This window comes from Stenotrophomonas sp. TWI169, from assembly GCF_039674705.1.
Taxonomy (GTDB): domain Bacteria; phylum Pseudomonadota; class Gammaproteobacteria; order Xanthomonadales; family Xanthomonadaceae; genus Stenotrophomonas; species Stenotrophomonas maltophilia_P.
Map to the genome: position 1 here is coordinate 107,571 of NZ_JBDJOB010000005.1, position 13,127 is coordinate 120,697.

The window sequence follows — 13,127 nt, forward strand, 5'->3', positions numbered from 1 at the left end:
CTCCCGGCCACCGGGCTGAGCCCCCTCGCGGCTGATCGCCAGAGCCGATCATGGATTGGGGCGTGCGGATGGGAATGCCGGGGGACGCCGTGAATACGTCCTTGTAGGCTTGGCCGCGGCATCCATGCCGCGGACACCCCCGTCCTTCCCCACCCGCACGCCCCCCGACAATTTCCGTGCGCGTCAGCCACGGAAGAGAAAGAAGAAGATCAAAGGCAACAGCCGCGCGCTGTGGGTTGGGGTCGGATCCGTTTTCCAGAGGAAACGGATCCGACGCCTTCGTGTTTCTCCGGCCGCTTTTGCCGTTGCTCTTGCTTGAGAAAAAGCGGTGCAGCCGCAGGCTGCCGAACACCCTCAATCCGAATCCTGCGCGCGCGCTGCTTCGGCCTGGGTTTCTTCCTGTGCCGCCATTTCGCGCGCGATCCACGCATCGATCATGTGCCGCTGGCGCTGTGCCTGCCGCCGCTCCCGCGTGTACTCCTGGTCCAGTACCCGGTACAGCGAGACCATCACCAGCACCATCAGCAGCGCGAATGGCAGTGCCGAGATCGTGATCATGCCCTGCAGCGCGTCGAGGCCGCCGGCCAGCAGCAACGCACCTGCGATCAGCGCGATGCCCACACCCCAGGCCAGCTTGCGCTTGGCGGGCGGGTCGCCTGCCTCGTCGGTGGACATGCTGGCCAGCACCAGCACCGCCGAGTCAGCCGAGGTCACGAAGAAGATCATCAGCAGAACCAGCGCGATGCACGACAGCAGCAATGGCAGCGGCATGCTGTCGAACAGGGTGAACAGTACGGTCTCATAGCCATTGCCCAGCGCCTGTACCAGGTCTGCATGGCCGAAGATCTGCGACCAGATCGCGGTGCCACCGAACACCGAGAACCAGAAGAAGCCCAGCAGCGTCGGCGCCAGTACCACGCCCACCACGAACTCGCGCACGCTGCGGCCACGCGAGATGCGCGCGATGAACGAACCCACGAACGGTGCCCAGGAAATCCACCAGGCCCAGTAGAAGATCGTCCAGTCGGCGACCCACGTACTGGAGGAGAACGGTGACATGCGCAGGCTCATCGTCACCAGCTGGTTCAGGTAGGACCCCAGCGTCGTGGTGAAGGTATTGAAGATCGCGCCGGTCGGCCCGAGCACCAGGACCAGTGCCAGCAGCAGGGCGGCCAGTGCCAGGTTGAAGTTCGACAGCCATTTCACGCCGCGCTCCACGCCGCTGAGGGTGGAGGCCATGTACAACACGAAGGCGACGGCGATGATGGTCAGCTGCAGCGGCACACCGGCATGCACGCCGAACACGCGCTGCATGCCGGCTGCGATCTGGATGGTGCCGAAGCCCAACGTGGTGGCCACACCGATTGCCGTGGCCACCACCGCGGCAATGTTGACAATCCGTCCGATCCAGCCCCGATGATGATGACCGATGATCGGCTGCAGCATGTCGCTGACCAGCCCGCGGCCGTTGCGGTTGAACTGGAACCATGCCATTGCCAGACCGATCAGCGCGTAGATCGCCCACGGATGCAGGCCCCAGTGGAAGAACGCATAGCGCATCGCTGCACGTGCGGCGTCCATGCTTTCCGGTGCCAGTCCTTCCGGCGGCTTGCTGAAGTGGGAGATCGGCTCGGCCGCCCCCCAGAACACCAGGCCGATGCCCATGCCGGCGGCGAACAGCATCGACATCCAGCTGGCCCGCGAGAATTCGGGTTCGGCGTCTTCGCCACCGATGCGCAGGTTGCCGAAGCGGCCGAACGCCAGGTACATCAGGAACACCAGCGCCAGGAACACCACCAGCAGGTACAGCCAGCCGATGCCGCGGATGAGTTCGCCGAGGATGCTCTGCACCACGGCGTTGAAGGGACCGGGTGCTACGCCGGCAAGCAGCACCAGCAACAGGACCAGTGCGATGGAAACACGAAACACCATGAAGGAGCTTCTCCGATCAAAGGGATTGAGGGAGCGAGCAAATGCTTGCAGCGAGGGGCCGGCGGCACTCGAGCGCTAGCCGGGCAGGGGCCGCGATGGCGGCGATGCGTCATCGGTCGCAGCGACACGATGCGCGTGCACGTTACTGAACGCGACGTCATGGTTGCGTTAATTCATCAATGTCGCGTGACGCGCAGCCGCCCCGTGGGCTCGCCCTGTTGCAGGACTTCTATGGTCTAATGCCGGCAAGAAGCGGGGGTACCGCGGCCATCGGCCACGGTTGAGACAGTCCCTTGGAACCTGATCCGGCTCATACCGGCGTAGGGAAGCTTTGCAATGCAACCGAACCCGGACGCGGCCCAAGGGCCGTCCGCGTGCGGGGGCAGTGCGCCGCCGCTTCGTCCCTGACCCTCCTGGACGATGCCCGATGAACGCACAGCTCTCCGCCCTGCAGCAACAGGCCCAGCAACTCTCCGAATCCGTGACCCGGCCGATTCCCGGCTCGCGCAAGATCCATGTCACCGGCTCGCGCCCGGACCTGCGCGTGCCGATGCGCGAGATCGCACTGAGCCGCACGCCGACCCTGTTCGGCGGCGAAGAGAACGCGCCGGTCACGGTGTATGACACCTCCGGCCCCTACACCGATCCTGACGTGCGCATCGACCTGTCCGCGGGCTTGCCGGCCCTGCGCCGTGCCTGGGTCGAAGCGCGGGGTGACACCGAACAGCTTGATGGCCTGAGCTCTTCCTTCGGCCGCGACCGCGAGCACGACCCGAAGCTCGATGCGGTGCGCTTCCCGGCCCGCAGCCTGCCGCGCCGCGCCCGTGCGGGTGGCAATGTCACCCAGATGCACTATGCGCGCCGCGGCATCATCACGCCGGAGATGGAATTCGTCGCCATCCGCGAGAACCAGCGCCTGGACGCGATCCGCGATGCAGGCCTGCTGCAGCAGCATCCGGGCGAAGCCTTCGGCGCATCCATCCAGAAGATCATCACCCCGGAGTTCGTCCGCGACGAAATCGCCCGTGGCCGGGCGGTGCTGCCCAACAACATCAACCATCCGGAAAGCGAGCCGATGATCATCGGCCGCAACTTCCTGACCAAGATCAACGCCAACATCGGCAACAGCGCGGTGTCATCCGGCATTGCCAAGGAAGTGGAGAAGCTGGTGTGGTCGATCCGCTGGGGGGGCGATACGGTGATGGACCTGTCCACCGGCAAGCACATCCACGAGACCCGCGAGTGGATCATCCGCAACTCGCCGGTGGCGATCGGCACGGTGCCGATCTATCAGGCCCTGGAGAAGGTCGATGGCCGTGCCGAGGCACTGACCTGGGAGATCTTCCGCGACACGTTGATCGAACAGGCCGAACAGGGCGTGGACTACTTCACCATCCATGCCGGCGTGCTGCTGCGCTACGTGCCGCTGACCGCCAAGCGGGTGACCGGCATCGTCAGTCGCGGCGGCTCGATCATGGCCAAGTGGTGCCTGGCCCATCACAAGGAGAATTTCCTCTACACGCACTTCGAGGACATCTGCGAAATCATGAAGGCCTACGACGTGACCTTCTCGCTGGGCGATGGGCTGCGCCCGGGCTGCATCGCAGACGCCAACGACGCGGCGCAGTTCGGCGAGCTGGAAACGCTTGGCGAGCTGACGAAGATCGCATGGAAGCATGACGTGCAGACGATGATCGAAGGTCCCGGGCACGTGCCGATGCAGCTGATCAAGGAAAACATGGACAAGCAGCTGCGCGAATGTGGTGAGGCTCCGTTCTATACGCTGGGGCCGCTGACCACGGACATCGCGCCCGGCTATGACCACATCACCAGTGCCATCGGCGCAGCGATGATCGGTTGGTTCGGTACCGCGATGCTCTGCTACGTGACGCCGAAGGAACACCTTGGCCTTCCCAACCGCCAGGATGTGCGCGACGGCATCATGGCCTATCGCATCGCCGCACATGCGGCCGACCTGGCCAAGGGGCATCCGGGCGCGCAGGTCCGCGACAACGCATTGAGCAAGGCGCGCTTCGAGTTCCGTTGGGAAGACCAGTTCCACCTCGGGCTGGACCCGGAGAAGGCAAAGGAATTCCATGACGAGACGCTGCCCAAGGACGCGCACAAGCTGGCGCACTTCTGCTCGATGTGCGGGCCGCACTTCTGCTCAATGAAGATCACCCAGGACGTGCGCGAGTACGCCGAGGCCGGAATGAAGGAGAAGTCCGAGCAGTTCCGCGCTGCGGGCGCGGAGGTCTACCAGCAGGGCTGACCGGACTGGCGTAGCCGGGCGTGCCCCGGCGGCGCTGCATCGCGCGCCTCACGCGCATCCCGTTATCCTCCGCCCATCTTTCCGGGGAAGGGACGCCATGCCTGTTGCCGTGACCACCCGCTGGCTGGCCATCGCCCGCCGCCATCCGTCCGCGTGGCTGCTGGGCGCGCAGCTGCTGGCGGTGATGCTGTATCCCGCGCTGGACGACACGGCCGCCGGCCGCGCCGCATTGGGCATGTTTGGAATGGCGGTGCTGGGCCTGGCGTTGTGGGTGGTCCAGCGCAGCCCGTTGGGTACATGGCTGGCGCTGCTGCTGGCGATTCCGGCGGTGGTGTTCTCCATCGCCGGCGCGCTGCTGGACCGCGCCGCGCTGGTGACCACCGCGCAGCTGCTGGAGAGCCTGCTCTACTTCTATACGGCCGGCGCCCTGATCGCCTACATGCTGCAGGACCACAAAGTCACCCGCGACGAACTGTTCGCGGCCGGCGCCACCTTCACCTTGCTCGCGTGGGCATTCGCCTTCGCATTCGGGGTGTGCCAACAGTGGTATCCGGGCAGCTTCCAGGGCAGCAGCGAGGGACCTCAGCGAAGCTGGATGGAGCTGCTTTATCTGAGCTTCAGCTTGCTGTCCGGGGTCGGCCTGAGCGATGTCGTGCCGCTGCATCCGCAGGCACGCGCACTGGTCATGCTGGAGCAGTTCTCAGGCGTGATGTACGTGGCTTTGGTGGTTTCGCGGCTGGTCGGATTGACCATGCTGCGGCGTTTCTGAAAATGAATGGCAGATAAAAATTTCGCGCCCGAAAGGGCGCGAATGATGGTGCGAAGTTATGTGAATGCGTCGGCGAGAGAGAGCCTGATGTCGACCACGCGATAGGCGAGGTAACCGGCATAGGCTAGTATTCGCGCGCTCCATTGTTTTTGCGGTATGCGCCGATGCTTTGTGCGGAGTCTGGCTTTTCGCTGTTCCCCGTTGGGGACGGTATCGAAGGCGAACACTGCCCGGAAACTGTCTCTACTGTTTAGCAAAAAATGAACCGCAGCGAAATCCAGCCCACCGAATCTGATCGGATCCGGATTGGCGAATGTGTCGTCACTTTGTCCTCGCGAGAGGTCGAAGTTGCCGGCGCGCGTCGCCCGCGCCGGCTGACGCCGAAGGCGCTGGGCGTGCTGCGTGTGCTGCTGCGGCAACCCGGGCGCGTGGTCACCCGCGAAGAACTGTTCGCCGAGGTGTGGCCCGATACGCTGCCCACCAACGATGTGCTGACGCAGGCGGTCACCCAGCTGCGCAAAGCCTTCGCCAACGACGATGACAACGGCCAGGCGTATATCGAGACGATCGCCAAGACCGGCTACCGCCTGCGCGTGCCGGTGCAGGCCATGCCTGAGCCCGAAGCGGAACTGGCGGTCGATGCCGAAGGCGCGGCTGGCGATTCCAACGCGGCCATGGAAGTGCACACGCCAGCCCCGGAGGACATGCGACGCCGTCGCTGGCGCTACCTGCGACGTCGATTGTTGCTGGTGCTGGGCCTGTTGATGCTGGCCGCACTGCTGGTGATGACGGTCCTGCTGCTGCGCCGTGCGCCGGCCAGCTCTCCGGTGGAGGCGGCGGTGGAGAACGGCACGCGGGTGATCGGCAGCCCGCAGCGGCCCTATCGGCTGATCACCGCCACCGCAGGCTTCGAAACCTATCCCACGCTGTCGCCGGATGGTTCGCAGGTGGCCTACGAAGGTGCCAGCGAGGATGGCCTGGGCGGCGGTGCGATCAAGGTACAGACGTCCGGCAACGCGCCGGCGCGGCAGCTGCTTGTTCCTCCTGCGGGTGCGGTTGATCGCTTCCCGAACTGGTCGCCGGATGGACGCGACATCGCCTTTGCCCGCTTCTCCGCCGATGGGGGTTGTCAGGTGCTGATCGCCAGTGCGACCGGCGGCGCGTTGCGCCAGGCCACGCGCTGCGATGGCACCGAGCTGCTCAGCTTCGATTGGACACCCGACGGGCGCGGCCTGGTATTCGGCAGCATGGTGGGCCGCTATGCCCACCGCGGTATCCGAGTACTCGATCTGGCCAGCGGACAGTGGCAGCCGCTGCAGTACGCCGTCGATCAGGACGATTTCGATTACGCGCCGCGCTATTCGCCGGACGGCAAATGGCTGGTGTTCGTGCGCAACCCGCAGATGGGCGACCTGTGGCGGGTTCCTGCCGCGGGTGGCACGCCGGAGCAGCTGACCAGCGAGTCGGCCGAGCTGCGCGGATGGGCCTGGCTTGGCGACGGCCGCACCATCGTGTTCGGCCGCCGGGTCGACAGCGAGGTGCGGCTCTATTACCTCGACATCGAGCGGCGCACGCTGCGTGATGCCGGACTGGACGATGCGCAGTGGCCGGCGGTATCGCGGCATGGCGGCATGCTGGCCTTCGTCCATCGCCGTGCACAGTTCGGCGTGTTCAAGGTGCCGATGCAGGGCGGTGAACCGGAGCGCCTGTTTGCGTCCAGCGGCCGCGATGGTCAACCGATGGCAGCACCGGACGGTCGCCAGCTGGTATTCACCTCTGACCGCTCGGGCAGCTTCGCTCTCTGGTGGGCGGACATGCAACGCCCCGATTCGCTGCGGCCGATCGAGGGCCTGCGCCCGGAAGCACGGCAGGCCCCCGATTGGTCGGCCGACAGCCGGCAACTTCTGGTGGTTGGGCGCGATGCACACGGTCGCGCGGTGGTCTACGAGATCGCACCCCGCGACGAGCGTCTGCAACCGCTGCCCGTGCCCGCCGAACAGCCGCTGCAGGCGCTGTATGGCGCCACGCCCGAGCAGCTGCTGGTGGTCGAACGTGATGTCGACCAGCGTACGCGGCTCAGTCTGTTCGATCGCAGCACCCAACCCTGGCGGCGGCTGGCGAGCATCGACGGCGTCTCCCAGGTCCGCTTTGACCGCGCAGGCCGTCGGGTGCTGTTCACCCGCCTGGCGGCGGAGGGGTTGTGGGCGGCGGACGCGGCGCTGTCCCCGGACAGCGTGCGGCAGATCAGCGAGGACAAACCCAGCCGCTGGCGCTACCGCTCGTGGACGGTTGCCGGCCACGACAGCATCGGCTATCTCGGCAGTTCCACCCGCTGCAGCACCATCCTCGTCCGCATCGCCGCCGGGCAGGAGGATGCCGGGCGCTGCCTGGACGCGCAGCGCTTGAGCGCGAGCAACGGACTCAGCGCCAGCGCAGACGGGACGGCCCTGTTTGTCGCTCTGGCAGTCAGTGATGGCGCCGACATCGGCGTGATGCGGCTGCCCGAAAAGGCGCCAGCGCTGTTCCCGGCCTTCTCCAAGATGTTGATGTTCAAGGGAAATGGGCCTTCGTAATTTCTTCGTCGGGATCTCGCCGCGAATTCGTGGCGATCTCGTCGGTCTTTCCTGACGCGGTGCCGCCTGATTGGGCAAAACGGAGGCCTGTACTTGGCAAATCCGTGGTGCACCATGCGTCAACTCTCACTGGCCGATCGTGGCCAATCCGTCTCCCTGGACAAGGCACTCGATGACGTCGTGCCGACCTGCCTGGGCGTGGCCCGGCTCGGCAGCCTGCAGACCGCGGGCAGCAGCTTCACCGTGTGGATGCAGGTGCGCGGCAGCTCCTGGGTGGAGGCCAAGGAGGGGCGCTTCCGCCTGCGCCACGGCGAATGGATCGCGTTCGAGAAGGAATCGCGCCCGCTGGTGCAGGCAGGGCGCAACGGGCTGTGCATCGGCCTGAACCTGAACGTGGAAGCGCTGCGTGTGCTGGCGGAGATGGCCGACTGCGGCCTGTACGCGGGCCGCGGCCGGATGGGCCGCAGTGACGCTCGCGTCGCGCTGCGCCTGTGGCGTGATGCCTTGGCCAGTGGCCACCCGGCGCAGCACCTGCGCCCGCTGCTGCTGCATCTGGCCGGCCTGCAGCGTGGATTGGCCGACAACGTGCAGCGCTGCCCTGGCCGTTCGCGCAGCCGCAAGCGCCAGGTGTTCGGTCGCATGCAGCGCGCCCGCCTCTATCTGGAAGGCAACAGCCACCGCGTCGTACGCATCGGCGAACTGGCCGAGCTGACCAACTTCTCCAGCTGGTATCTCTCCAAGACGTTCCAGAGCCTGTATGAAGAAAGCCCGCAGTCGCTTTCGGCACGGCTGCGCCTGGAGCGCGCCGCCGACCTGCTGCGCGACACCGACATGATGGTGGGAGAGGTCGCCGCGGCCAGTGGTTTCGACAACTGCTGCAGCTTCGCCCGGGCGTTCCGCGCCCGCTACGGGCAGTCCGCTTCGCGCTTCAGGGAAAACGGCGGCTTGCTCCCGCCACAATCCGCAAAGTCTCTGGTTGGTTCGCGCAAATACAGCGCTGCAACGCAATCGTAACGTGCTGGGGTGTTTTAACACGCTGCTAACACGTACCTTGGAGAGATTGATGAACGTTCGTAACCCCGCAGTGCGGTTCGGCCTGCTGCCGGCCGGCATTGCGCTGGCGCTGGCGCCCGCCTTCGCTTCCGCACAGGAAGCACCGGAAGCAAAGGGCACCACCGACCTGGACCGCATTTCGGTCACCGGCTCGCGCATCCGCGGCGCTGCCGTTGAAACCCAGCAGCCGATCGTCACCCTGAGCCGTGAGAACCTGGAAAAGCAGGGTTACACCTCGGTTGCCGACGTCCTGCAGAACCTGACCTCGGCCGGCTCCCCGGCCATCTCCCGTTCGGAGTCGCTGGCTTCGGGCGAAAACGTCGGTGGCTACTACGTCGACATCCGCAACCTGGGCGCGCAGCGCACCCTGGTGCTGATGAACGGCAAGCGCCTGGGCGCGACCACCGCCGGCTACCAGGATCTGAGCCAGATCCCGATGGCCGCCATCGAGCGCATCGAGATCCTGAAGGACGGCGCCTCGGCCATCTACGGTTCGGACGCCATCGCGGCCGTGGTCAACGTGATCACCCGCAAGCGCTTCGACGGCGCTGAAGCCAGCGTCTATGTCGGTCAGTACGGCAAGGGCGACGGCGACACCGAAACCTATTCGTTCACCCTCGGCAGCATGGGCGAGCGCGGCGGTGTCACCATGTCCGCCGAGTACTCCAAGCAGGATCCGGTGTGGGCGAAGGACCGTTGGTTCAGCCGTGACGGCAACGCCGGCCCGAACTACCCGGGTTCGGGCGCCAGCCCGATCAACCAGAAGGGTGGCTTCTGCGACCCGTGCGTCACCCCGAACCTGAAGCAGGGCGAGCCGGGCTATGTCGGCCCGAGCGACCAGCGCTGGTACACCCTGCGTGATGGCGGCAACCCGGCCAACCGCGCCGACTACCGTCTGGAAACCTCCGCTGACGCCGTCAATGCCAACCAGCAGATGATGGTGCAGACCGGTATCGAGCGTAAGTCGCTGTACGTCAACGGCAACTACGACTTCACCGACGCGATCTCGTTCAACGCTGACGTGCTCTACAACGAGCGCAACACCACCCAGCAGATCGCAGGCTATCCGTACCAGTCGGCATCCTTCGACACCCCGCTGTCGGCCGACAGCGCGTTCAACCCGACCGGTGAAGACCTGACCTTCCGCCGCCGTCTGTGGGAAGTGCCGCGCACCACCGAAAGCCAGGTCAAGACCCTGCGCTTCGCCCCGAGCATCAGCGGCTTCTTCGACTTCGCCGGCAAGACCTTCGACTGGGACGTCGGCGCGCTGTGGAACCGCAACGAAACCACCAAGCGTGGTCACGGTGACATGAGCCTGATCGCATCGGAACAGGCGCTGGGCGCTTCGTTCATCGGTGCTGATGGCGTCGCCCGCTGCGGCACCAGCATGTCCGATCCGCTCGCCACCAGCGGCTGCCGTCCGTGGAACCCGCTGCTGCCGTTCGGCGTTGCCGGTGCCGGTTCGCTGGCCGACCAGGCCACCCAGGACTTCCTGTTCCCGTACTTCACCGATACCGGTCTGACCAAGACCACCAGCTTCACCGCCAACCTGTCGGGTTCGATCGTGACCCTGCCGGCCGGTGACCTGGGCTTCGCCGTGGGCGTCGAGCACCGCAAGGAAGAAGGCCGCTTCTCGCCAGACGCCTTCGCACAGTCGGGCCAGTCCACCGGCCTGGGCGCGCAGACCACCCAGGGTGAGTACTCGCTGGACGAGGTCTACCTGGAACTGAACGTGCCGGTCCTGGCGGACATGCCGTTTGCCAAGGAACTGACCCTGAATGCTGCGACCCGTTACTCGGATTACAGCAACTTCGGCGACACCCTGAACTCGAAGTTCGGCTTCACCTGGCGTCCGCTGGACGAGCTGCTGGTTCGCGGTACCTGGGCTGAAGGCTTCCGTGCTCCGACCATCGACAACCTGTACGGTGGCCTGAGCAGCAGCTTCGAGTCGTACACCGATCCGTGCGGCATCACCGCGCCGGGTTCGGTCAACGGCAACGCGGCCTGCTCGGCGGCGGGCGTCCCGGTCGGTTACACCCAGCTGGGCCAGGGCCTGATTCCGTGCACCTCGACCCCGTGTGCGACGCCGGACCAGTTCATCTCGGGTGCCAACCCGAACCTGACCCCGGAAACCTCCAAGAGCACCACCGTCGGCCTGGTCTGGAGCCCGCGCTGGGTGCAGGGCCTGGACATCTCGCTGGACTGGTACAAGTACGAAATCAGCGACATGATCATCGCTGACAGCGTCGACCGCATCCTGCGTGACTGCTACGTGCTGGGCGATGCTTCGCGTTGCGCCGCACACACCCGTGCAGGCGATGGCCACATCAACGGCATGACCTACGGCCTGGCCAACCTCGGCCAGATGGAAACCCAGGGCTACGACCTGGGCATCAAGTACCGCCTGCCGGAGCTGGCCATCGGCCAGTTCGCGATCGACTGGCAGACGAGCTACCTGGCCAAGTACGACGAGCAGGGCCAGAACGCTGACGGTGACAACATCACCATCGGCCGTGTCGGTGAGCCGGGCCTGTTCCGCGTGCGTTCGAACCTGGGCCTGACCTGGTCGAAGGGTGACTTCGGCGTGGCGTACACCGCGCGTTACTACTCGGGCATGAACGAAGCCTGCGTGGCCAACCGTCCGTGCGACGACGCCGACCGCTACCAGAACGGTGAGAAGTCGCCGCTGCGCAAGACCGGCTCCAACACCTTCCACGACCTGCAGGTCAGCTGGAAGGCACCGTGGGATGCCACCATCGCGCTGGGCGCCAACAACGTGTTCGACCACAAGGGTCCGATCATGTTCACCCAGCCGAACTCGAGCTTCGCCTACTACGGCGGCTTCGACGTGGGTCGCTTCCTGTACATGAAGTACACCCAGCGCTTCTGATCCATCGAAGTGCGATAGCAGAACGAGGAGGGCGGACCGCAAGGTCCGCCCTTTTCGTTTCTGTAAGGGAATTCTGATCAGGTCGGGAAAGTGAGTGCGGTCACTGTCTGCTCTTGTCGCATTCAGCACAGTAGGTGCGTCCAATACCGGACACTGGGAGATGGATATGAAGCGCACGCTTTTCCGCCAGGTATCGGCCGCCGTCCTGATCTATGCAACGCTGGTGGGCTCGCTGTCCGCACAGAACATCATCGTCTGCGGCGGCGGTGTGTACTGCGAGCAACTTCGGCTGGAGTGCCTGGCCAAGGGCAACGCCCCGGCCCTGTGCGAGCGTCAATGGCGTCTGTGCGTGCTGGACGCCTGTCCGCAGCGCTGAGAGAGAAAAAAGGGCGCGTCCGTTGGACGCGCCCTCATGCGAGGTGACGGCAGTCGCCTGCGTGCTGCTCAGGCGTCAGTGGGTGTCAGCCCCATCAGTGCATTGGCATGCTCACGCCACTGCGGCAGTCGATTGAGTACGCCTGCGCGCTGCAGATAGTCCTCGTCAACGGGATCGCCGTTGACCAGCGCCAGCGCCACGTGCACCGCGCCGGTCACCCAGAAACTGCGGGTCGTGGCGCGTTGCGGCTGCAGGTGGAACGCCACCGCTTCGATGATCGGCATCGGCAGGCCCCACAGCCCCAGCAGGTAAGCGCCGGCTTCGGCGTGCCCGGGACGGAGGTCGCCGGCCAGCGCAGGCTCGCTGCGCTCGTTGCGGACGCCCGGCAGCAGTAGGCCGATGTCAGCCAGCAGCGCCGCGGTGGCACCCAGTTCCGCACTGGAATCGGGCAGCAGGCGGGCGGCCAGGCGCGAGGCGAGCAGGGCGCGCTGCTGCAGCGAGTTGCGTTCGGCCGCAGACAGCGTCGGTGCCGAGAACACCTCGCTTGCCAGGACCAGGTCGCGCAGGGTGGACAGGCCCAGTCGGGTGACCGCCGTGCGCAGATCGGCGATGGTGCGGCCCTGGCTGAAGAAGGCCGAGTTGGACAGCTGCAGGACTTTCGCGGCGATGGCAGGATCGGCGGCGACCAGTTTGGCCACGTCGGCGCTGTCGGTATCGTCATCGTGTTCCAGGGCCTGGGTCAGGCTCAGGTACAGGTGTGGCGGCGAAGGCAGCTTCTCGATGCGGCCGATGGCATCACGCAGGCGCGGGCTGTCCAGCACCTCGCGCAGCTCTTCCAGGCTGGTCAAGGCCTCCAGCAGCACCTCCGGCGCCAGTGGCAGCGGCAGGAAGCGGTGGGCAACGCCGATCAGGCGCGCCGGCGGTGGCCGGTTGCCGTGCTGGGCATCGACCAGGGCGATACGGATGGTTTCCGGGCGCAGTGTCCGGATCTGCCCCAGCAAGGTGGTGGCATTGAGGTCCGGCAGCTGCGGGCAGACGATCACCGCGTCCACGCCCTGCGTCGCCACTGCCGTCATCGCGGTGTGGCCGTCGGCGGCGGTCAACGGCTGCCAGTCTTCCCCAAGATCGGCAATGAATTCGGTCAGCTCGGCCGGCAGGCTGGCTGCATCTCCAACAAGCAGAATACGCACGACACAATCCCCTGGCTGTCTCGACGCTGGATGTCGACGACGTGTGAAGTGACGCAATTTACCTAATACAGC

General features: G+C 65.7%; 8 protein-coding genes and 1 riboswitch. Of the genes, 6 read left to right on the plus strand and 2 right to left on the minus strand.

The window, feature by feature from the left end:
- Positions 1-354 precede the first annotated feature (354 nt).
- Positions 355-1,932, minus strand: coding sequence for a BCCT family transporter (locus ABE543_RS05700; RefSeq protein ID WP_053519166.1), 1,578 nt, complete (start codon positions 1,930-1,932; stop codon positions 355-357).
- A 244-nt stretch (positions 1,933-2,176) separates the two neighbouring features.
- Positions 2,177-2,277, plus strand: a riboswitch (TPP riboswitch).
- 82 nt (positions 2,278-2,359) lie between these two features.
- Here ABE543_RS05700 and thiC point away from each other — a divergent pair.
- From thiC to ABE543_RS05730, 6 genes are all read left to right on the plus strand, one after another.
- Positions 2,360-4,204 carry a phosphomethylpyrimidine synthase ThiC gene (thiC, locus tag ABE543_RS05705; protein ID WP_346475418.1) on the plus strand — a complete coding sequence of 615 codons (1,845 nt, stop codon included), beginning with the start codon at positions 2,360-2,362 and terminating at the stop codon, positions 4,202-4,204.
- 97 nt (positions 4,205-4,301) lie between these two features.
- A complete protein-coding gene (locus ABE543_RS05710; protein ID WP_053519170.1) occupies positions 4,302-4,973 on the plus strand; it encodes an ion channel in 672 nt (223 codons plus the stop codon).
- A gap of 260 nt (positions 4,974-5,233) precedes the next feature.
- A complete protein-coding gene (locus ABE543_RS05715) occupies positions 5,234-7,546 on the plus strand; it encodes a winged helix-turn-helix domain-containing protein (protein WP_346475419.1) in 2,313 nt (770 codons plus the stop codon).
- Between the two features lie 114 nt (positions 7,547-7,660).
- Entirely contained in the window at positions 7,661-8,560 is a 900-nt protein-coding gene (locus tag ABE543_RS05720; protein ID WP_053519175.1) for a helix-turn-helix transcriptional regulator, read from the plus strand.
- A gap of 49 nt (positions 8,561-8,609) precedes the next feature.
- On the plus strand, positions 8,610-11,489 hold the full coding sequence (locus ABE543_RS05725) for a TonB-dependent receptor (RefSeq protein WP_053519177.1): 2,880 nt from the start codon (positions 8,610-8,612) through the stop codon (positions 11,487-11,489).
- A 166-nt stretch (positions 11,490-11,655) separates the two neighbouring features.
- Positions 11,656-11,865: a hypothetical protein gene (locus tag ABE543_RS05730; protein WP_053519179.1), complete on the plus strand. Its 210-nt coding sequence runs from the start codon at positions 11,656-11,658 to the stop codon at positions 11,863-11,865.
- 68 nt (positions 11,866-11,933) lie between these two features.
- On the opposite strand, the gene ABE543_RS05735 is transcribed toward ABE543_RS05730, so the two are convergent.
- The gene (locus ABE543_RS05735; RefSeq protein WP_053519181.1) at positions 11,934-13,055 is read right to left on the minus strand and encodes an HDOD domain-containing protein; all 1,122 of its coding nucleotides are present in this window, start codon (positions 13,053-13,055) and stop codon (positions 11,934-11,936) included.
- Positions 13,056-13,127 lie beyond the last annotated feature (72 nt).